The organism is Mesorhizobium sp. M1329, from assembly GCF_040318035.1.
Taxonomy (GTDB): Bacteria; Pseudomonadota; Alphaproteobacteria; order Rhizobiales; family Rhizobiaceae; genus Mesorhizobium.
The window spans coordinates 125,158-146,546 of record NZ_JAMYLN010000010.1; the positions used below are offsets into that span (position 1 = coordinate 125,158).

Genomic DNA, 21,389 nt, shown 5'->3' on the forward strand with positions numbered 1-21,389 from the left:
ACGTCGCCAAAACGTTCTGCGCGCCCTTGACGAGGGGCCGGCTAATGGGTGTCACCGTAATTCATGAGGATTTACCGGAATTCTACCGGTCTACTTCTTCAGAAAATCCTCTATGCTTTTGTCTTCAAATCTGCACAGCATGTATTCGTCGTGTGAGAAATAAATCCAATTGAATTCATTAAATATAAGAGCCGAGTCCCATCCTGAATAGAATGATACACAGAAAAATGCATAAATCTTTTCGAATTCAAATCTCGAAAAGACAATTCCTGGACGCTCAGCGGGAAAATGTCTTGTGTAGTGTCTCCATAGCAGCTGAGATAACTTCTCGTCTTGTTGATACGGCCATACACCGATACTGTCAAAGAAAGCTATACACTCATCGAACGCGCTACTATTTTCTTCTAAAATAATACGATAAGTAGATAAAATTCTATTTGAAACGTAAAATCTATTGATATCACTTATTTTTGTTGAACCGCCGCGGGTTAATAACGTACGAACGTCTTCTCCTTTACCTCCTAGGCGTCTTTGAATCAACGATTCGCAATCGGTTTTGCTCAGAAAATTCATAGTTACGGCTCACGTTTGAGGGAGATCTATTGTTGTCCATCAAATTCCTCTTGTTGCTGCATCGTCATCATGAGCATATTGTTAACACCTGGGATGGCTATGGGTGATAAATCTAATCTGTCCTCACGATCTGTAGTCTGGATCTGTCCAGCCCCACATTTCACCCCCCCCCGCTTCATCATCTCCATTAGCGGACCAATTGGGACAACTAGCATTGGTCCTTCGAAAGGACCACGAAATGGTCCAGGTGGACGAGTGTGAGCTTGTTCTTTCGACAGCGGGACACCCCATCTGCTGTATCTTTGACGAGATCCCAATGGGTTTTGTTTTGTAGGCTGGGTTTGTACGTCCCAGTGCTGGTCTTTGACGTCCCAACTGGCACTATAGCGCGTATCGCCAACCTTGGTAGTCCAAGTGCCACCCCTCGAATTGGGAGCGTCTGGGCTCCATCTCCAATTAGCGCCTGGGAAGATCGCATCCGGAGGCACACGTGCTTGTGTTGGAGCGATCGCTGGGCCAGCAACCTTGACTGAGCCCTGAGATGCCTTCTTCTTACCCGTTACCCCCGGGAAATTATCTTCCGCATCCTTGGCAGCATTTGCAAGTCCGTCCTTGTGATCTGTGGCATCACCTGCTTGGTTGCCGCCGCCAGCTGTGGGCGCATCAGCATCTGAATCTCGCGGTGAGGTCGGAGTGGCATGCCCATTTTGATCACTCTTGTTGACCGGATCGTTCTGGGCGTAGGCATACCGGTTGGTGCCGACGCCCGGCAGCGTCGGATCCCAGTCATCGGGCGAGATGAATCTCCCCAGCAGCGGGTCCATGTACCGTGCATTGAGGTAGAGCAGGCCTGTCTCGGGGTCGAAGCGTTCGCCGATGTAGCTCTTCTGCGTCTGGAAGCCGGTGTTGAGGCGTTCTCCGTAGGTTGCGTAGTTGGTCTGTTCGGCGACGGCGCCGGTGGCATCGGTGACCATGCGCACCGAGGCCAGGTGATCGCGGTGCAGGAAGGCTTTTACCGTGCCGGTGACCTTGACGTCGGGATGGGGATAGCGGGTGTAGATTTCTGCCCCCGGCGTCGCCGGATTGATCTCGACCGAGGCGTCGGGATAGAGCGTGGTGGCGACGGATGAGGTCTTTTTGGCTCGGCTGCCATCCGGGCCATAGAACAGCGACACGGTGCTGGCGGCCTGGGTGACGGTCTTCAGCCGGTTGGCCTCGTCCCAGGCGAGCGTCCTGGTGCCGTCGGAGGTCATGTTGCCGTTGGCGTCGTAGGTGAGCGTCTTGACGCCGACCGCGGTCGGGGCATGCGGACGCGGCGCTGTCGCCGCCGGGTAAACATAGGTGCCGGCAACCCGCGTGCGCGAGGTCAGATTGTCGTTGGCGGCGTAAACAAAAGTCTCGTCGAGCGTGTTGTTGCCGAGATTATCGCCTAGGGTCAGCCGGTCGGCCTTGTCGTAGCCATAGGTCCAGCTGTCGGAAGCCGTCAGCCCCGTCGTGCCGGTGATGCGGCCGAGGAGATCGCGGGCATATTGGTCGTCGAGCAGGATCGTGGCGCCCTTGGCGGTGGTGACGCGGGTGACCCAGCGCCGGGTCGGCGAGTAGATGAAGGACGTTTTTACGCCATTGGCATAGGTGATCTCCTTGGTCTGGCCGTCGGCCTCGTAGATGGTCGAGGTGATGAAGCCTGAAGCCGAGAGCAGCTTGTTGGCGGCCGTGTATTGCAGCGGGGCGGCAACCGTGCCGAAGTCGAGCTGCACCGGCAGATATTGGGTGCGCAGCGTCTGGCCGGAAGCATCGCGCACGCTGGTCGCGGTGTGTGGGTGAGCGTTCCCAGCGTGACATCCTGGCGGGCGAGTTTGCCTGTCACCGTAATTCCTGTCACAGAATTACCGGGTGCAGTGCCAATTCTGTCACCGTAGTTCCGACAATTTTGACCCGGAGCCAGACTTGCCGATCAGGGAAGGTGCTCGAGTGCGTTTGACCCAAGGCGGCGGAAAGTAACTTGCTCCAGTCTTTCAGCTTCTATTTCGACAGAGATGTATGCGCCGACGTCTAATTTTATCTCGAGGGTACCTTGATCGAATTCAACTGAAACGATGCTTGCCCCAATCAGATTCCAAAGGATTGGCAGTGAGCCACTGTGTTTTACAACACCGTACTTTGAAAATTCATCCGAGCGATAGATTTGAAAGTCAACGTTTAAACCAATGGAAATCCAATTTCCAGAATCCCTTGATAACGCTTCAATCACAACCGAATACAATTCGATTCTAATCAAAGCTATTTCGGTATTCTCAACCCACGGTATCTGAGTACTCATGGAAACCTCAAGGAGTCGAACGGATCCAACGGATAGTGGGCAAACGGGCTTTGAGTCGCGAAGCTGCTCACCCCTGTTCCTGCAGCCTTTTCGCAATTGCCCGATGCAAATCGGGGGCGGCGGCGACCAGCGCCTTGGCGGCTTCGGATTGCGGGTGGTCGAGCACTTCGCTCGTCCTGCCGCGCTCGACGATCTTGCCGTCATGCATGACCATCACTTCGTCGGTGATGGCGCGGGCGACGGTCAGATCATGGGTGATGAACAGATAGGCGATGCCGAGTTTCTGGTTGAGCTCGGCGAACAAATCGAGAATCTGGGCGCGGATCGAGACGTCGAGCGCCGAGACCGGTTCGTCGGCGACGACCAGCTTCGGCCGGGTGATGATGGCACGGGCGATCGACAGGCGCTGGCGCTGGCCGCCCGAAAACTCGTGCGGGTATTTGTCCATGTCGCCTGGTGAGAGGCCGACCTCGTGCAGCGCATGCGCCACCATCTCGCGCCGCGCGGCGGGCGCCGGCTTCTTCTCCAGCACATGCAGCGGCTCGGCCACCAATCTCTCGACCTTCTGGCGTGGGTCGAACGAACCATACGGGTCCTGGAACACGACCTGCATGTCGCGCCGCGCCGGCTTCAGCTCCGCCTCGCTCTTGCCGGTGAGGGTGTCGCCACGGAAGCGGATCGTACCGGCCGTCGGCTTGTCCAGTGCCAGAACCATGCGGGCAAGCGTCGACTTGCCACAGCCGGAACGGCCGACGAGCGCCACCGACTGGCCGGGCGCCATGGAGAAGGAGACATCGTCGACGGCGCGGATGGGAGCTGCGCGTTTCAACAGCGATATGCGGCGTCCCGGATAGTCGCGCGTTACGCTCTCTACCTGAAGCAGCGGTTTGGCCGATCCGCTGTCATGTGTGCGGGCCCGCGCGGGCACATGCATCGAGGCCTGCGCCAGTTGGCGGGTATAGGGATGAAGCTGTTCGGATAGCGTGCGGGCCGTATCGCCGGCCTCCATCACCTCGCCATGGCGCAGAATGGTGATGCGGTCCGCCATCTCGGTCACCACCGCGAGGTCGTGCGAGATGAGCAGAAGACCCATGCGGTTTTCCGCTACGAGATCGCGCAGCAGGTCGAGGATCTGCGCCTGCAGCACCACGTCGAGCGCCGTCGTCGGCTCGTCGGCAATCAGCAGCTTGGGTTTCAGCGCACAGGCAATGGCAATGACGACGCGCTGGCGCTGGCCGCCGGAGAGTTCGTGCGGATAACGCGACAGCGGGAATTGTGCTGCCGGCAGGCCGACCCGGTCGAGCATCTTTCGCGCCCGTTCCTCGGCGTCGGCGCGGCTCGCCCTGGTGTGCCAGCGAATACCCTCGGCGACCTGCTCGCCGATGGTCTTGACCGGATTGAGCGCCGCCATCGGCTCCTGGAAAACCATGCCGATGTCGTCGCCGCGCAGTGCGCACATCTGGTCCTCGCTGGCGGCAAGGATGTTGATGCCGTCGAAGGTGATGCGTCCGCTGGTGTGCGCCGCCCAGGGCAGAAGCTGCATCACCGTGAGCGCCGTCATCGACTTGCCGGAGCCGGATTCGCCAACCAGCCCCATCACTTCGCCGGCCGCGACGGAAAGCTCGACGCCTCTGAGGATAGCGGTGTCGCCGATGGTCAGCGACAGCTTGTCGATTTCGAGCAGGCTCATCGCTGCCGCCGCGATTTCGGATCGAGAATGTCGGCAATGCCGTCGCCAAGCAGGTTCAGGCCAAGCACGGTGACGACAATCGCCATGCCCGGAAAGATCGCCATCCACGGCGCCACCACCATGCGCGTCTGGGCGTCGAACAGCATGCGGCCCCAGCTCGGCATCGGCGGCTGGGTGCCCAGCCCGACATAGGAAAGCCCGGCTTCGGCCAATATGCCCAGCGCGAACTGGATGGTGCCTTGCACCAGCAGCAGCGTGGCGATGTTGGGCAGCACATGTTCGATGCTGATCAGCGTCCTGCTCTTGCCGGCGGCGCGGGCGGCGAGGATGAATTCGCGCGGCCAGATCGCCAGGGCGCCGGCCCGGGCGACGCGCGCGAACACCGGGATGTTGAAGATGCCGATGGCAATGATGGCGTTGAACGCGCCCGGCCCGAAGATGGCGGTGATCATGATTGCCGAAAGCAGCGCCGGAAAGGCAAAGACCAGGTCGTTCAGCCGCATCAGCACGTCGTCGACGAAGCCGCCGCGCGCAGCGGCAAAGGCGCCGAGCGGCACGCCGATGCCCATGCCGATGCCGACCGCCACCAGCGCCACGGCAATCGAGTTGCGGGCGCCGACCATGATCATCGACAGGATGTCGCGACCGAAATGGTCGGTGCCGAACCAGTGCGCCAGCGATGGCGCCTGGGTCTTGTCGGAAATGACCAGCCTGGTGACGTCGTAAGGTGTCCACAAGAAGGAGATGATCGCGACCGCGGCCACCAGTGTGGTGATGACGAAGCCGGTAAGGAACGAACGGTTTTTGAACGCCTTGGCCAGGATGCTGGCAAGGTTCTCGTCGGGGATGTCGATGTGCAGCGTCATTGCCGGCCTCTCAGGCGCGGATCGACCACCGCATAGGACAGATCGACAATGAAATTGACGACGATGACGGCTGCAACCAGCAGCATGACGACGTTCTCGACCACGATCAGGTCACGCTGGTTGATTGCCTGGAACACCAGCCGGCCGAGGCCGGGCAAATAGAAGACGTTCTCGATGATGATGGTGCCGGCGAGCAGGAAGGCGAATTGCAGGCCTAGAATGGTGACCACCGGGATCATGGCGTTGCGCAGCGCATGCCGCCACAAGACAAGGCGGTAGGGCAGGCCCTTGGCGCGGGCGGTGCGGATGTAGTCCTCGTTCAGCACTTCGATCAGCGCCGAGCGGGTGACCCGGGCGAGGATCGCCGCCTGCGGCAGAGCAAGTGCGACCGCCGGTAAAAGCAGCGATTTCAGCGCCGGCCAGACGCCGGCGCCCCAACCGGGAAAGCCGCCGCCAGGCACCAGCCGCAGCCAGACGGCGAAAAGATAGATCAGCATCAGCGCAAACCAGAAATTTGGCACGGCGACGCCAAGCTGGGCGGCACCCATCGCGATCGTGTCGCCGGTGCGGCCGAGCCGGCTGGCGGAAAACAGCCCGACCGGAATGGCAATGACGGTGGACAGCGCCAGCGCTATCAGTGCCAGCGGCAGCGAGACGACGAGGCGCTCACGGACCAGATCGATGACCGGCACCGAATAGGTGTAGGAACGGCCGAAATCGAGGCTCAGCAAGCCGCCGGCCCAATGCAGATAGCGCAGCACGACGGGAGCGTTGAGACCCATCTGGTTGCGCAGCAATTCGATCTGGTCGGCACTGGCGTTCAGGCCAAGCATCAGCCGCGCCGGGTCGCCGGGAATGATCTCCAGCACGGCAAAGACCACGATCGAGGCCAGAACCAGCGTGACGACGGCGATGGCGAGGCGCTTGAGGAGATAGGCGGTCATGGACGTTGATGAACCGCTGTGTTGCCGGACGCAAAAACCGGGCGAAGCTTGCGTTCCCGCCCACCCCCCTCTGTCCTGCCGGACATCTCCCCCTCAAAGGGGGAGATTGGCAGTTTCCACGCCGGCGCTGCCCTTACAACGCTAGTGGTTGGCGAAAGCAGCGGTGAGGGCTCGATCTCCCCCCTTGCGGGGGAGATGTCCGGCAGGACAGAGGGGGGTGGGCGGGAACGCAAGCTTCGCCTCTTTGCCCAGCGCCTCAATCCGTCCACTTCACCTTGGTCAGGTCGTTGGCCTGGATCGGGGCGTTTTCCCATAGGCCCTGCAGTTTGGCGTCCCAGACGCCGACCTTCGGCAGCTCGTAAAGGAAGCCGACCACGGCGTCATCGGCCAGGACCTTCTGCGCCTCGCCGAGCAGCGTCATGCGCTTGGCTTCATCGGAGGTAAGGTTCAGCTCGTCGATGATCTTGTCGAAGGCCGGATTGTCGTAGTTGAAATAATAGTCCTTGCGCGAATAGATATCGATGTCGTTGGGCTCGGTGTGGGAAACGATGGTCAGGTCGTAATCCTTCTTGGTGAAGACCTGGTCAAGCCACTGCGCCCATTCGACTGGGATGATCTCGAGATCGATGCCGACTTCGCGAAGCTCGGAGGCGATAATCTCGCCACCGAGCCGCGCATAGGAGGGCGGCGGCAGCTTGAGCGTCGCCTTGAAGCCATTCTCCAGGCCGGCTTCCTTCAGCAATTCCTTGGCCTTCTCCACATTGTGCGGGTAGAGGCCGGTGAGGTCGACATAGGCTTTGCTGGCGGGCGACATGTGCGAGCCGATCGGCACGCCGAGGCCGGCCGAGGCGCCGTCGATGATCGCCTTGCGATCGAGCGCAAAGGAAATCGCCTGCCTGACCTGCAGCTTGTCGAAGGGCGGCTTCTTGTTGTTGATCGACAGGATGGTTTCGCCCTCGGTCGAGCCGATCACCACCTTGAAGCGCGGGTCGTCCTTGACCTGGGCGACGCTGTCGGGGTCGAAGAACGGAAAGGCCTGGACGTCGCCGGAAAGCAGCGCCGGAACGGCGGCGGCAGCATCCGGAATGATGCGGAACTCGGCCTTGTCGAGAAATACTGGGGCGCCCCAGTAATTGTCCGACTTGACCAGCGTGATCGATGAGCCCTTGGCCCAGCTCTGGAACTTGAACGGGCCGGTACCGATCGGTTTTTCCTTGTTGGTGTCGGCTGTCTCAGGCGCCACGATAACCGCGTCGCCCCAGCCCATATTGTAGAGAAACGAGCCTTGCGGGTTCTTCAGCGTGACCGTCACCGTCGTGGGGTCGACGACCTCGACCTTGTCGATGGCGGCGAACAGGCCCTTTTGCGCGTTGACGGAATTGTCGGCGCGGGCACGATCGAGCGAGAATTTCACGTCGTCGGCGTTGAAGTCGCTGCCGTCATGGAATTTCACGCCGGTATGCAGCTTGAAAGTGTACGCCTTGCCGTCGTCGGAAATGCTCCAGCTTTCGGCGAGATCGGGCAGCACTTCGCCGTTCGGGCCGATGCGGGTCAGGCCCTCGAAGACATTGGCGTAGAGCACCTCGTCGATCGCCGCGGCGGCACCCGCGGTCGGGTCGAGATGTGGGGGTTCGAGCGTAATTCCGATGACCAGGTCGGTGCGCGCAGCCATCGCCGAGGTTCCGGCGGCCAACACCAGCGCCGCGGCGGCCAGGATGGTTTTCCACAATTTCATCGTTCAACTCCCCATATCTAAAACACGTGCTCAAACCCGGGCGATAGAAGCGTGAATTCGCCGCCGAGTAAATTGCGTTTCGTACCGTCCGCAGACGCCGGGAGGAATGTTTTTCCGCCCATGGCCGGATCATCGCGGGCCGGCGCCCCTCAGCAGCACGTCGAGGCCGATCGCCATCACCTTTGCCGAGTCCAGCATGTCGGCAATGCCGACCCATTCGTCGGGCCGGTGGGCGAGGTCGAGAATGCCCGGGCCATAGGCGATGCAGTCATAGATGTGGCCGATGCGGGCGATGTGCTTCTGGTCGTAGGTGCCGGGCGAAATCACATAATCCGGCTCGCGGTCGAATATCTCCATGATGCCTTGCGCGACCGCCTTAACCACCGGCGCATCGCGCTCGGTCATCAGCGGCAGCACCTCCATCAGATCGCGGATTTCGTAATCGAACTTTTTGCGCTCGCGCTTCAGCAGTTCCAGGATTTCGGTCACCTCGCTCTTGACCGTAGCGAGATCCTCTTCGAGCAGGAAGCGGCGGTCGATGGTCAGCCGGCAGGAATCGGGCACGTTGGGCGAGGGCAGGCCGGGCCGGAAATCCTCCGTCTGGCCGCCATGGATCGAGTTGATGTTCATGGTCGAGCGTTTTGCGCCTTCGGGCACGACCGGCATGCGCGTCATCTTGCGGTCGAGAGCCGGAAACAATTCGTCCTCGAAGGCCCGCAGCACGGCGCCCATATGGCGCACAGCATTGTCGCCGAGGAACGGCATCGAGCCGTGCGCGATCTCGCCCTTGGTCTCGATCTCCGCCCACCAGACGCCGCGATGGCCGAGGCAGATGCGGTCCTTGTTGAGCGGCTCGGGAATGATGACGTGGTCGACCTTCGGCCTGGAGAAATAGCCGAGCTTGGCCAGATGGGCGACGCCGCCAAAGCCGCCGGACTCCTCGTCGACCGTGCCCGAAATCTCGATGGCGCCTGAAAAATCGGGAAAAACCTCCATGAAGGCTTCAGCGGCGATGATCGAGGCGGCAAGCCCGCCTTTCATGTCGCAAGCACCGCGGCCATAGACCTTGCCATCCCTGACGATGCCGGCGAACGGATCGAGGCTCCAGCCGTCGCCGGGCTCGACCACGTCGATATGCGAATTGAAGTGCACGCAAGCACCCGGCGCCCGGCCATCGAAACGGGCGACGACGTTGACGCGCGGATAACGGTCAGTGTCGCCGGGCGTGCCTTCGGCACGAATGAATTCGATCTCAAAACCACGCTTCTTCAGCCGCGCGCCGATATATTCGGCACACGGCCGATAGGCTTCGCCGGGCGGATTGATGGTCGGAAAGCGGATCAGATCCGCAGTCAGTGCAACCAGATCATCGGCTCGGTCATCGATAGCCTTGAGGAGCCGTTCGTTCGGTTCGTTCATTCGGCGAATTGAGCAGCGGATGAGGCGGTTTTGCAAGCCCGATGGCGAATTGCCAGGCGATTGCGTGTCGTTACGGCAACTATTGCGGGAAATCGTTCAAATTCGCTGCTTTGGATTGGTGAAATCGTCAGGGAGTAGGTGTTAGCTCGCTGGCTTGCCATCAAAACGCTGGGGAACAGCGTGACGGCAGGCAGGCAAGGGGCATCAAAGGGGTTTGATTGCATGAAAAATACTGTTCTCATGGCAGCGGCATTGATGGCGATGCTGTTCGGTTCGTCGTTCGAGAGCCGGGCGGCCAGCCTGGTCGCGAACATCGATATTTCCTCACAGACGATGACGGTAAGATACGGGCTTTCGTATTACCGGTGGAGCGTTTCCACCGCCCGCAAAGGCTACGTCACGCCGCGCGGCAGCTATCGTCCACAGCGGACGGCCCGGATGTGGTATTCGCGCAAATACGACATGTCGCCGATGCCATATTCGGTGTTCTTCCGCGGCGGCTATGCCATCCACGGCACTGGCGCGATCCGGCAATTGGGGCGCCCGGCATCGCATGGCTGCGTGCGCCTCCACCCCAGCAACGCTGCCGCGTTCTATTCGATGGTGCGCAAAGCCGGCTTCGGCAATACGCGGATCCTCGTGACGAATTAGGGCCTGCTCCTCGGCCCGCAATAAAAAACCCGCCGCATAGCTGCCGGCACAAATCAAGAACAAAATAGGGCCGGTGCCCAAAAAGATCGTTCCGCTCAGGCGGCTTTGTCGCGCACTGTCGCCGGCCGACGCTTTTTGCGGCCGCTGATCTCCCAGCGCTTGTGGAACCACATCCACTGGCCGGGGTCTTCGCGCACCCAGCGCTCGACCACGTCGTTGAGAAGCTGGGTGGTGGCGCGGACGTCGACACTTCCGCCGGCGGTGCGTGGCAAGGTGAGCCTGTCCTCGATCTCGAGCCGGAAACGGTTGTTCGGCAGGCGCACGCAGCGCGCCGGGTAGACATCGCAATCGTAGTGCCGCGCCAGGGTGCCGAGAACCCGGTTGCTCTCGCACGGGCGGCCGAAGAATGTCGTCTCGAGCCCGCCGGTGAATTTCTGGTCGACCAGCACGCCGATATTGCCGCCTTTCTCCAGGATGGCCGCAAGCGCGAACGAGGCACCGGTCGAAGACGGCAGCAGCGATCCCATGCTCGAACGGCGGGTCGAGAGGATGTAATCGGCGAGATAAGGGTTGTTGGGCGGGCGAAACAGCGCCGTGATGTTCATGCCGAAGGTCGCCGCAGCCACCGGCAGCAGTTCGAAATTGCCGAGATGCCCGGTGAAGACGATATGCGGCTTGTCCTCGCCGGCGATGCGCACGAAATGCTCCACGCCCTTGACCTCGACGCGGCCCGGCTTCGTCGCAGTGGGATCGTAGTCGAACAGAGCATCGAGAAAGATGTATTCGGCGGCCAGGCGGGCCATGTTGCCCCACATGTCGGAAGCGATCGCCTCGATCTCGGCATCGCTTTTTTCCGGATAGGCCTTGCGCAGATTGTCGACAGCAACCTGATGGCGCTGCACCCAAGGGCCGATGCGGCGGGCAGCGCGGTCGGCGAAATTGAGCGCCCGGTCGGGCGGCAGCAGGCGCAGCGAGGAGATGATGATCATCGCGACGCGCGCGACCAGCCAGTAGTTGAACTGGCGAAGCCGCCTGCCATAGCGGAATCCCACGTCTCTGCGGATCTTCCTGAAGGCGTTGCCGATCATTTCAGCCGACGCGCAGGATGATCTTGCCGAAGATGTCGCGGCCTTCCATGCGCTTCAGCGCGGCATCGATGCCGTCGAAGCCGACCTCGGTGTCGATCACCGGCGCGACCAGGCCCGCCGCCATCTTCTGCATGGCGTCGGCCATGTTTTCCATGCGGCAGCCGAACGAGCCGAGCAGCTTCAGCTGCTGCTGGAACAACTGCATCAAATTGATCTGTGTCGACACGCCGGAGGTCGAGCCGCAGGTGACCAGCCGGCCGCCGCGTTTGAGGCACAGCATCGAGGCGGCAAAGGTGTCAGTGCCGACATGCTCGAACACCACGTCGACGCCCTTCTTCTTGGTCAGCTTACGCACGACGCCTTCGAAGCGGTCGTCGCGGTAATTGATGACGTGGTCGGCGCCGAGCGCCTTCGCCTTGTCGATCTTGTCGTTCGAGCCGACGGTGGTGATGACCGTGCAGCCCATCTTCTTGGCCAGCTGAATTGCGGCGGAGCCGATGCCGGAGCCGCCGGCATGGACGAGTATCGTCTCGCCGGGCTGCAGCCGGGCATTGTCGAACAGCATGTGTTCGACCGTGCCGAAGGTGACAGGCGCCACCGCCGCGCCGATTTCGCTCACGCCGGGCGGGGCAGCGACGAGCAGGCGCGCCGGCAGGTTGATCTTTTCCTGCGCAAAACCGTCGAGATGGAAGCCGTGCACGCCCGAAACATGCTCGCAGAGATTGTCGCGGCCTTCGCGGCAGGCGCGGCAAAGACCGCAGGTGCGGGCGCCATAGATCGACACCAATTGCCCGGGTACAAGACTGGAAACGCCGGGGCCGACCGCCTCGACCTCGCCCGAGGCCTCGGCGCCGACGACCAGCGGCAGCTTGCGCTTGGCGAAGGCCATGCCGCGCCAGCCCCAGACGTCGATGTGGTTCAGCGCCACGGCTTTGATGCGCAGCGTCACCTCGCCGAGCGAAGGCGGCGGCGGCGGCGGCAGGTCCACCGTTTCAAGCCGGCGGTCCTCGATAAGTTGCAATGCGCGCATGCCAGATCCCAGGTTGCGCAGGACCGAGAACCGTTTCGGAAAGGACCATGCGCACGACAACAGTGCTAGAGCGGAACGGTCGCTTAGACCGGTTCCCGCGCCATGACAAGGCAGGTGTTCTGGCCGCCGAAGCCGAAGGAGTTCGACAGGACGGTGCCGACCTCGGCGTTGCGCTTGGTGTTCGGCACCACGTCGAGCACGATTGCCGGGTCGGGATTGTCGTAGTTGATGGTCGGTGGAATGACGCTTTCACGCATCGTCATCAGCGAAAATGCAGCCTCGACGGCACCGGCAGCCGATAGGGTATGGCCGATCATCGACTTGTTCGACGAGACCGGCATTGACGAGATCCGCTCGCCGAACACCGTCGACAGCGACAAATGCTCCATCTTGTCGTTTTCGGGCGTCGAGGTGCCATGGGCGTTGACATAATCGATCCCGTCCTCGCTCAGGCCGGCATCGGCAAGAGCGGCGCGCACCGCCGCGATCGCCGGCGAACCGTCCGGCTTGGAGCGGGTGCGATGGAAGTCGTCGGCCTTTTCGCCGCAGCCGCGCAATATGCCGAGAATGGTGGCGCCGCGGGCAAGTGCTGCCTGCAGCGATTCCAGCACGAGGGCGCCCGAGCCTTCGGCCAGCACGAAGCCGTCGCGATCCTTGGAGAACGGCTTGGAGGCCTTTTCGGGGATGTCGTTATGGGTGGAGAGCGCCGACAGAAGCGAGAAGCGGATCAAGGCTTCGGCGGTCGCCGAGCCGTCGGCGCCGATCGACAGCGCCCTGTCGCATTCGCCGCGGCGGATCGCTTCGACGCCGAGCTGGATCGCCGTGGCGCCCGAAGCGCAGGCGGTCGACAGCGTGATCGGCAGGCCGCGCGTGCCGAAACGGTCGGCAAGCCGGTCGGCGATCGAGCCGAACTGCGTGGTCTCGAAGATGGCGAGTTCCCTGAGGCCGCGCGCTACCCGCATCAGCCTCTCTGCACCGGTGTCGTGCGTGTCGGAATTGTAGAGCGAAAAGCGCTCGCTCCAGTCGAGCTCGACCGGCGGCGAAGCGAGGAACAGCGGTCCGCCGAAATCGCCGGCATCGAGGCCCGCCTCCGACATCGCTTCCTGGGCGGCGGTTTCGGCAAGCTCATAGGTGAGGAGACTGGCGCCCTTGGAGCTCGACGGCAGGAAATCGACCATGCCGGAGATGCGGGTGTTGAGATGATCGACCGGGAAGCGGGTGATCGGATGGATGCCGGATTTGCCTGACGTGAGTGCCGCCCAATTGTCGGCTTTGCCGACACCGAGCGACGTCACCACACCGATGCCGGTGACGGCGACGATCGGCCTGCCCATGTGGTCGTTCAGATTGGCCATTTGTTGTCCAAAAACCTGTTTCTCTTGGAGCATCGGATCGCCCGAAAACCGCGTCACACTTTTCGGTCCGATGCTCTAGGCGGCTTTGATCAGCGCCATGCCCTCGAATTGGTGATAGCCGATCGCCGTTGCAAGGACGGTCTTCGGGACGCCGGCAAACGGTTTCTCGACTGTGGCGTCGAAGACAGGGTAGGCGACCTTGCGGTCGACAGCCAAGGCCGCCAGCGCAACGGCAAAGGGGAACTGCGCTTCCTTCATGTGGCCGGTCAGCGTCGAAAAGCCGCGTGCGGCGATCGCCGGATTGGCGTCGAGCGCCGATTTCTCGGCGGCGGTCGCGGCATGGGCGCCCGAAGCGCCGGAGATCGCCAGTAACTCGCCGTCCGGCAATGCGGCTTGCTTCAGCAGCGCGGCGATCTCACCGCCGAGTTCGCCCCGCCGGCGCCTGGCACGGCCGGACAGGATCGGGCCGAGTTCCGCATAGATCTTGCGGCCACGGCTTTCCGCATGCTCGCGCTGCTCCAGGACGAGAAACGCGCCGCCGGATCCGGTCACCACTCCGCCGCCCTCGGCACCTTGCCTCTGCCAGACCGGCCGCCACGGGCCGCGATGCAGGTAGCCGGCCAGTTCATAGCCGAGCAGCATGTCGGAATGTTCGGTCTGGAAAGCGCCGCCGACCAATATATGCGTCGACTGGCCGGAGCGGATGCGCGCGGCCGCCGTCTCGACTGCGGCAACGCCCGCACCTTCCTCGCCCATGAAGGTGCGAGAGGAGCCGGTCACCTTGTGGACGATCGAGATGTTGCCGGCGAGCAGGTTAGAGAGCTGCGCCAGAAACAGCGTCGGGCGCAATTCGGTGGTCAGCTTCTCGTTGAGCAGCACGTCGCGGTCATTGCGGCTTTCCGATGCCGCGAGAATGGCCGCATCGACCGCCTCGTCGCGCTCGCCGCCGCCGGCGGCCACCACCATGTCCATGGTCGCGCAGAGTTCGTCATTGCCCTTGATGCCGGCATCGTCGAGCGCAAGGCCGGCCGCATAGGTGCCGAGCCTCTGCCAGGTCTCCATCTGCCGCTGGTCGCCACGCTTGGCGATCTGCAGGTTCCAGTCGATCGCCGGCAGCGGGTGGACCGTATAGGGCGAGAAGCGCGAGGCCTCTAGAACCGGTTCAAGGCGCGGCTGGACGAGCTTTGCCCAATGCGCGTCCGGACCCTCGCCCAGCGACGAGACAAGGCCGATGCCTGATATGACGACGTCGTGGGGGTTCATGGCGGGCTGTTGTGGGTCGGGCGCGTCAGGCGCTGTGTTCACGTGGCGTTCTTGGCGGCGACGAGCGCGTCGATCTTGGCGCACAGGTTCTTCATGACGAAATAGTCGTCGGTCGAAGCCTTGCCGTCATTGACCTCCTGCGTCCACTTTTCCAGCGGCACCTTGATGCCGAATTCCTTGTCGATGGCAAAGACGATGTCGAGGAAGTCGAGGCTGTCGATGCCGAGATCGTCTATGGTATGGCTTTCGGGCGTGATCGTCTCGATATCGATCTCGCTGGTGTCGGCGATGATCTTGGCGACTTTGTCGAACGTGGTGGACAAGGGCTTTTCCTTCGATTGCGGGCGGAATCTGTCCGCATGTGTTTTGGGCTGTCTAATCGGTTTTTCCGGGCAGGAAAAGGCCTGATGCGCCGGGCGCAGATGGGCTGGCTGCCCAGGCAGAGCAAGATGAGATCGGAATCCAACCACGACGTCTCGTGGCAGTGGCATTTCGGCAACAGCTATCTCGCTCGACGCGAGGAGCGACCGACCCCTCAAAACGTAACGCGGCCGAGTACCCGCAGGCCGTCGCCCTGCGGCGCGACGACCACGGCCTCGCCTTCACGCGGCGAGATGCCGGTCAATTCCTTGATGTTTTCGAGATGCGTGACCATGACCAGATTGTCGGAGCCGGAATAGCCGCGGATCTCGGCCAGGATCGCAGCGATCTGGGCGGCCTTCTCCTTTTCGTCGGTCTTCAGCAGGTCAAGCGGTGCGAACGGCTCCGGCTCGCTTTCGAAAGCGATGCGGGCGGTCTCGAGGCAGCGGCAATAGCGGCTGGACAGCACGCGCTCGACCGGTGCCGCGCGGGCGCCAAACAGCGCGCCGATCTTGCGCGCCTGTTGCTTGCCGCGCTCCGAGAGATTGACCTGGGTGGCGCATTTACCGAGGTCGAAATTGGCTGCATCGGTGGTGCCGGTGACCATGGCATGGCGAAGCAGGACCACATGCCCGCCGTCGCGCAGCAGCGCCCAGCCGGCTTCCGTCGCATGGGCTGTGGCGGAAACGGCAAGCAACAGCAGCGCCAGGACAAATCGAAGCATCAGACATCCTTTTCGGGTGACCGGCAGGCAGGTCCCCGGTGACCGGCATATAGGGACGGCAAAGCGGCCTGAAAGACAAGCCGAGTGCAACCTGCGGCCGAAACGCCTATTTCTTCGCTATCTGCTTCTTCACCAGATCGATCTTGCGGTCGGTCAGCGGGATGGGGAGTGTGTAGCCGGCTTCGGTAAAGCCCTGCTTGGCGTTCTCGAAGAATTCGATCGCCCTTTGGAATTCGGCATTGCCGCCGCCATAGCTGCCGCGGTTCCAGTGGACGTCGCCGAGATTGTTCTGCTCGAAGGCCCATTGCATCGGCTGGCTTTCGCGGGTGAAGACCTTGAGTGTCGCCTCGAAGGCGGCTTCGGCCTCATCCAGAGACGTCTGATCTCGGGTCGCCGGTGCGCAGCGCGTCGTGCTCGGCTTCTTTAGGCGCGCTGCCTGCGCGTCGAGCAGGTCGGTAGGATTCTCGGGCATCTTTTCGGTGCCAAGCGCCCTCTTTCGGTGTCGGCCGTCCCCAACCCCCTGCCGGGACCTTCTCCCCGTCCTTCACGGAGTCCTTCACGGGGAGAGGGTAAGGGTGAGGGGCAGCGCAAACCGAGCCGATTACCTTATCTCGCGAGGGAAGGGCGATTGCGCCGCCGCCGGGGCTCGCCTATCACGGGAAAAATGTCTCCGCTTACCGAAACCGTCCTCTTCGTCTTCAGTCTCGTCGGGATCGGCTATCTTGCCGGGTTGACCGGCTATTTGAAGCCGGCGAGCGGCGAGGGCGTATCCGAATTCGCCATCAACGTGGCAATGCCGCTGCTGCTGTTCCAGACCATGGTAAAGGCCGATTTCCACGGCGTCGCGCCGTGGTCGCTATGGGGCGCCTATTTCGCGGCGGTCGCGCTCACCTGGGCCGCCGGCCATCTGGTCATTACGCGCATCTTCGGGCGGGACGCCCGCGCCGGCGTCGTCGGCGGCGTGTCGTCGTCCTACTCCAACGTCGTCCTGCTCGGCGCGCCCTTCATCATCGGCGTGTTCGGGCCGGCCGGGTTCGAAGTGCTGTCACTGCTCGTTTCCATTCACCTGCCGGTGATGATGATGGCCTCGATCATCCTGTTCGAGATGTTCGGCCGCGGCGGCAGCGAGCCTGTGCATCCGCTCCGCGTCGTCAGGAGCTTTCTCAGGAGGGTATTCATCAATCCGCTGATCATCGGCATACTGGCCGGGCTGGCGTGGCGCTTCACCGGTGCGCCGCTGCCGGTGCTTGCGACGCGGCTGAGCGACGCGCTGGCCGGCACCGCCGCCCCGGTGGCGCTGTTTGCCATGGGGCTCAGCCTGCGCCGTTTCGGCATCTCCGGCAATGTAAGGCCGGCGTTGGCGCTGTCGGCGCTGAAACTGTTCCTGATGCCGGCGCTGGTTCTCGGCCTGGTCTGGCTGATCGGCCTGCCGCCATTGACGGCCAAGGTGGCGGTGATGGTTGCGGCGTTGCCGTCCGGCATCAATTCCTATCTCATCGCGGTGCAGTTCAACACCGGCCAGGCGCTGGCGTCGAACCAGATGACCATCGCCACCGCCAGTGCGGTCGTGACCACGGCGTTTTGGCTGACAGTGGTCGTCCATGTTTTTGGATAAGAGCCCGGCTGCAGCCCTCTCGCTTTGGCTGGCCCAAACCCTATATGCCATCTTGTGATTGCTTGCGGGGCTTGCCCTGGGCTAAGAGCAGTGGCTCTAGCGATGCTATCGCGCACGTCCATTCACGAAATCAGCGACCGGCCCGCCAGGTGCCGAACGGAGGCGAGATCATGCTTCAGAAAACCAGCCATTTCATGCGGCAGGCCAATCTCATCAATGGCGAATGGGTGCAGGCCGACTCAGGCCAGACGGTCGACGTCAACAATCCTGCCACCGGCCTCAAGATCGGAACCGTGCCGAAATCGGGCAAGGCCGAGACGCGTCGCGCCATCGAAGCCGCCGACGCTGCCTTCCAGACATGGCGCAAGACCACCGCGCTCGAACGCTCGAAGCTGTTGCGCAAGCTGCACGACGCGATGATGGACAATCAGGACGTGCTGGCCGAACTGCTGACTATCGAGCAGGGCAAGTCGCTGTTCGAATCGAAGGGTGAGATCGGCTCGGCCGCGTCCTACATATTGTGGTTCGCCGAAGAGGGCCGCCGCACCTATGGCGACGTCGTGCCGTCGCCCTGGGCGGACCGCCGCATCCTGGTGACCAAGGAGCCGGTCGGCGTCATCGCCGCCATCACGCCATGGAATTTTCCATCCTCGATGCTGGCCCGCAAGCTCGGTCCTGCGCTTGCCGCCGGCTGTACCGCGGTGGTCAAGCCGGCGTCGCAGACGCCTTATTCCGGCCTTGCCTGGGGCGCGCTTGCCGAGGAAGTCGGCTTCCCGAAGGGCGTGATCAACATCCTGACCGGCGCCGCCGGTGAGATCGGCGACGAGATCTGTGCCAACCCGCTGGTCAAGAAGATCACCTTCACCGGCTCGACCGAGGTCGGCAAGATCCTGATCCAGAAGTCGTCGGTGACCGTCAAGAAGGTGTCGATGGAGCTCGGCGGCAATGCGCCGTTCATCGTCTTCGACGACGCCGACATCGAGCGGGCCGTCGCTGGCGCCATCACCGCCAAGTACCGCAATTCCGGCCAGACCTGCGTCTGCACCAACCGCTTCCTGGTGCAGGCCGGCATCTATGACCAGTTCGTCGAAAAGCTGGCTGCTGCGAGCAACGGGCTGAAGGTCGGTTCCGGCCTCGAAGACGGTGTCCAGCAGGGGCCGCTGATCGACGAGAAGGCGGTGGAGAAGGTCGAGGAGCTGATTGCCGACGCGACCGCCAAGGGCGGCAAGGTCGTCGCCGGCGGCAAACGCCACGCGCTCGGCGGTTCGTTCTTCCAGCCGACGGTGATTGCCAATGCGACGCCGAAAATGCGCTTCATGAAGGAAGAAATCTTTGGCCCGGTGGCGCCGGTGTTCAAGTTCGAGACCGAGGAAGAGGCCGTAGGACTCGCCAACGACACCGAGTTTGGCCTGGCCTGCTATTTCTACACCGGCGATCTCGGCCGCGCCTTCCGGGTCATGGAAGGGCTCAAATACGGCATGGTCGGCGTCAATGAAGGGCTCATCACCACGCCTGAGGCACCGTTCGGCGGCGTCAAGGAATCGGGCCTCGGCAAGGAAGGCGGCCATCAGGGCATCGAGGACTATCTCGACACCAAATATGTCTGCATCGGCGGACTTGGTCTCTAGAAGCCTCATGCGGTAATACCGAAAACGATCCTGGGCCGCTTCGGAAAGGCCAGGCTGGCATCGAGCAACGAACTTGCGGGCATGGCGATGAAGGATGGCGAGGTTTTCGGCGCGACGCAGGCGGGCGAGGAAGTCCGTCGCTTCACCATCCGTGGCGGCGGCCTGACCGCCAACATCATCGGGCTGGGTGCGATCATCCAGGATCTGCACCTGGCCGGGCACGAGGCGCCGCTGGTGCTCGGCTATGATCGTTTCGAGCATTATGAGACGGATACCGCCTTCTTCGGCACTGTCGTCGGGCGCTACGCCAACCGTATCCGCGACGGCCGCTTCACGCTTGCCGGCAAACGCTACCAGACCGAGCGTAATTTCCTCGAAAAGCATACGCTGCATGGCGGTTCGCAAGGTTTTTCGCGCCGGGCCTGGGCGGTTTCGCTGCACGGCAGGGATTTTGTCACGCTGACCCTGCATGACCCGGACGGCACGATGGGCTTTCCCGGCGCGCTCGACGTGACCTGCACCTACCGGCTGAAGATCCCCGGCACGCTCAGCGTCGAACTGACCGCCACCTGCGAGGAGCCGACGCTCTGCAATCTCACTCAGCATTCCTATTTCAACCTGGATGACGGCGGCACCGGCGACATTCTCGACCACCGGCTGATGCTGAATGCCGGCGCCTATCTGCCGGTCGACGCGGATCTGATCCCGACAGGAACGGTCAAGCCGGTCGACGGCACCCCCTTCGATTTTCGCCAGGCGCGGCCGCTGCGCATGGAGACCGAGGGCGAACAGCTCCCCTACGACCAGAATTTCTGCCTCGCTTCGACGCGCGGGCCGTTGAAGCAGGCGTCGTGGGCGCAAGGCGCGAATTCCGGCGTCGAGATGGAGCTCTGGACCACCGAGCCCGGCGTCCAGCTCTATACCGGCCAGTATCTGGCACCGTCCTCGCCTGGATTGGGCGGACGCCAGTACAAGGCCTTTTCAGGCTTCTGCCTGGAGCCGCAAATCTGGCCGGATGCGCCCAACCGGCCCTATTTCCCGCAAGCCACGCTGTGGCCGGGCCAGATCTACCACCATGTGACGGAATACCGGTTCAGGCTGCCTTAGGGCGGGAGTGCCGCTGCCAAGGCATACGACGCGAGCGTCGCGAACACTCCCAGCGCAGCGCCCTCTGGATCCTTGGTCTGGCAGAGCTTCAGCTAGCGCACCAGGGTTATCTCAGAACCGGCTGGAGCGTTCTTTCGGCTGAGGCGACTTCAAGCCCTGACACGAGCATTCCGGGTCAGCGGGCAGTCGCGCGGCGGTCTCCAGCGCGACCCGCGAGGCCGTCATGGAGAGACTGGGCAGCACGTCCTCCTGCAGCAATTTCTGGCGATTGCGATCCATATAGTCGTTGAAGCCCGCAGTCACGAAGGCGCAAGGCACGAAACACGCGCCGATCTCGCGCGACAAGGTCGCCTCAGGGGCGATGGAATGGTTGAGTACATCCGCCCCCATGCCCCGATACGCCAAGGCTTCGGCTGGCGTTGTCAGCCGGGGCCCATAACAATGGGCAGCCACCAGCTGCTGTTCGATGCCGTAAACGCGGCATTCGGCTGGCCAATGACGGCGGGCCGTTTCGACCAGAACCGCCGCACATCTTGGACACACGATTTGCTTGCCCGAACAGTCAAAGCTCTGGCGGTCAGGAAGCAGTGAAAACGGGGTCTGCGTCAGTTCGATGATATCGGCGGCCACCACCATGTCGCCCGGCTGGATCGCCTTGTTGACGGCGCCTACAGTCGAGCAGGCGAGAACTTGCCGTACACCCGCCCGCATCAATACCCAGAACGCGCGGCGATGGCAGGAATGGTCGATACGGTCGCGGGGATTGCCGTGCGAATACATGCACAGCGCGCGCTTCGCTCTCCCTTCGGCGGTGATCGACGCATCGAACTCGAGCAGCTTCCAGTTGTCGGTGCGACCGAAAGGCGTTTCAAAACTCATGTCGCGCCGCAAGGTGCGCACACCATCGAATTCGACATCTTCCGGGAAGGCAAGCCCCCAGTTTGCCGACCCGGTGATGATGGCCAACCCTACCTGAGGGATGTCCGTCGAATGATCCGTCAGATCGTCGGCTGCGTGGTGA

The 21,389-nt window shown here is 62.3% G+C and carries 20 protein-coding genes; 4 read left to right on the forward strand and 16 right to left on the reverse strand.

What is annotated here, in order from left to right; all coding sequences use genetic code 11:
- Positions 1–90 precede the first annotated feature (90 nt).
- The 8 genes from NKH21_RS12845 to NKH21_RS12880 form a co-directional block, all read right to left on the reverse strand.
- Positions 91–573 carry a hypothetical protein gene (locus NKH21_RS12845; protein ID WP_352865329.1) on the reverse strand — a complete coding sequence of 161 codons (483 nt, stop codon included), beginning with the start codon at positions 571–573 and terminating at the stop codon, positions 91–93.
- A 26-nt stretch (positions 574–599) separates the two neighbouring features.
- Positions 600–2,375, reverse strand: a complete 1,776-nt coding sequence (locus tag NKH21_RS12850; protein WP_352865330.1) for an RHS repeat-associated core domain-containing protein — start codon at positions 2,373–2,375, stop codon at positions 600–602.
- A gap of 152 nt (positions 2,376–2,527) precedes the next feature.
- On the reverse strand, positions 2,528–2,893 hold the full coding sequence (locus NKH21_RS12855) for a hypothetical protein (RefSeq protein ID WP_352665971.1): 366 nt from the start codon (positions 2,891–2,893) through the stop codon (positions 2,528–2,530).
- Between the two features lie 67 nt (positions 2,894–2,960).
- The gene (locus NKH21_RS12860) at positions 2,961–4,583 is read right to left on the reverse strand and encodes an ABC transporter ATP-binding protein (protein ID WP_352865332.1); all 1,623 of its coding nucleotides are present in this window, start codon (positions 4,581–4,583) and stop codon (positions 2,961–2,963) included.
- Entirely contained in the window at positions 4,580–5,449 is an 870-nt protein-coding gene (locus NKH21_RS12865) for an ABC transporter permease (protein WP_352865334.1), read from the reverse strand. Before NKH21_RS12865 ends, NKH21_RS12860 begins: the two co-directional genes overlap by 4 nt.
- The gene (locus NKH21_RS12870; protein WP_352865336.1) at positions 5,446–6,393 is read right to left on the reverse strand and encodes an ABC transporter permease; all 948 of its coding nucleotides are present in this window, start codon (positions 6,391–6,393) and stop codon (positions 5,446–5,448) included. The genes NKH21_RS12865 and NKH21_RS12870 overlap by 4 nt, the downstream gene beginning before the upstream one ends.
- A gap of 256 nt (positions 6,394–6,649) precedes the next feature.
- A complete protein-coding gene (locus NKH21_RS12875; RefSeq protein ID WP_352865338.1) occupies positions 6,650–8,128 on the reverse strand; it encodes an ABC transporter substrate-binding protein in 1,479 nt (492 codons plus the stop codon).
- Positions 8,129–8,257: 129 nt separating this feature from the next.
- Positions 8,258–9,547: an acetylornithine deacetylase/succinyl-diaminopimelate desuccinylase family protein gene (locus NKH21_RS12880; protein WP_352865340.1), complete on the reverse strand. Its 1,290-nt coding sequence runs from the start codon at positions 9,545–9,547 to the stop codon at positions 8,258–8,260.
- Positions 9,548–9,769: 222 nt separating this feature from the next.
- Between NKH21_RS12880 and NKH21_RS12885 the strand changes: the two genes are divergently transcribed.
- Entirely contained in the window at positions 9,770–10,198 is a 429-nt protein-coding gene (locus tag NKH21_RS12885; protein ID WP_352666077.1) for a L,D-transpeptidase, read from the forward strand.
- 95 nt (positions 10,199–10,293) lie between these two features.
- Here the strand turns inward: NKH21_RS12885 and NKH21_RS12890 are convergent, their stop codons facing one another.
- From NKH21_RS12890 to NKH21_RS12920, 7 genes are all read right to left on the reverse strand, one after another.
- Positions 10,294–11,286 carry a lipid A biosynthesis lauroyl acyltransferase gene (locus NKH21_RS12890; protein ID WP_352865342.1) on the reverse strand — a complete coding sequence of 331 codons (993 nt, stop codon included), beginning with the start codon at positions 11,284–11,286 and terminating at the stop codon, positions 10,294–10,296.
- A 1-nt stretch (position 11,287) separates the two neighbouring features.
- The gene (locus NKH21_RS12895) at positions 11,288–12,316 is read right to left on the reverse strand and encodes a zinc-binding dehydrogenase (RefSeq protein WP_352865344.1); all 1,029 of its coding nucleotides are present in this window, start codon (positions 12,314–12,316) and stop codon (positions 11,288–11,290) included.
- An 83-nt stretch (positions 12,317–12,399) separates the two neighbouring features.
- A complete protein-coding gene (locus tag NKH21_RS12900; RefSeq protein ID WP_352865347.1) occupies positions 12,400–13,671 on the reverse strand; it encodes a beta-ketoacyl-ACP synthase in 1,272 nt (423 codons plus the stop codon).
- A gap of 75 nt (positions 13,672–13,746) precedes the next feature.
- Positions 13,747–14,934 (reverse strand): beta-ketoacyl-ACP synthase, encoded by a 1,188-nt coding sequence (locus tag NKH21_RS12905; RefSeq protein ID WP_352865474.1) that lies wholly within the window; start codon positions 14,932–14,934, stop codon positions 13,747–13,749.
- Between the two features lie 38 nt (positions 14,935–14,972).
- Positions 14,973–15,257 (reverse strand): acyl carrier protein, encoded by a 285-nt coding sequence (locus NKH21_RS12910; protein WP_023719977.1) that lies wholly within the window; start codon positions 15,255–15,257, stop codon positions 14,973–14,975.
- 212 nt (positions 15,258–15,469) lie between these two features.
- On the reverse strand, positions 15,470–16,018 hold the full coding sequence (locus tag NKH21_RS12915; RefSeq protein WP_352665980.1) for a histidine phosphatase family protein: 549 nt from the start codon (positions 16,016–16,018) through the stop codon (positions 15,470–15,472).
- Between the two features lie 106 nt (positions 16,019–16,124).
- The gene (locus NKH21_RS12920; RefSeq protein ID WP_352865349.1) at positions 16,125–16,490 is read right to left on the reverse strand and encodes a hypothetical protein; all 366 of its coding nucleotides are present in this window, start codon (positions 16,488–16,490) and stop codon (positions 16,125–16,127) included.
- A 192-nt stretch (positions 16,491–16,682) separates the two neighbouring features.
- Here NKH21_RS12920 and NKH21_RS12925 point away from each other — a divergent pair, with 192 nt between their 5' ends.
- From NKH21_RS12925 to NKH21_RS12935, 3 genes are all read left to right on the forward strand, one after another.
- Positions 16,683–17,633, forward strand: a complete 951-nt coding sequence (locus tag NKH21_RS12925) for an AEC family transporter (RefSeq protein ID WP_352865351.1) — start codon at positions 16,683–16,685, stop codon at positions 17,631–17,633.
- A 170-nt stretch (positions 17,634–17,803) separates the two neighbouring features.
- Positions 17,804–19,261 (forward strand): NAD-dependent succinate-semialdehyde dehydrogenase, encoded by a 1,458-nt coding sequence (locus tag NKH21_RS12930; RefSeq protein WP_352865354.1) that lies wholly within the window; start codon positions 17,804–17,806, stop codon positions 19,259–19,261.
- 81 nt (positions 19,262–19,342) lie between these two features.
- Positions 19,343–20,368: an aldose epimerase family protein gene (locus tag NKH21_RS12935; protein ID WP_352865356.1), complete on the forward strand. Its 1,026-nt coding sequence runs from the start codon at positions 19,343–19,345 to the stop codon at positions 20,366–20,368.
- A gap of 111 nt (positions 20,369–20,479) precedes the next feature.
- On the opposite strand, the gene NKH21_RS12940 is transcribed toward NKH21_RS12935, so the two are convergent.
- On the reverse strand, positions 20,480–21,334 hold the full coding sequence (locus NKH21_RS12940; protein WP_352865358.1) for a phosphorylase family protein: 855 nt from the start codon (positions 21,332–21,334) through the stop codon (positions 20,480–20,482).
- Positions 21,335–21,389 lie beyond the last annotated feature (55 nt).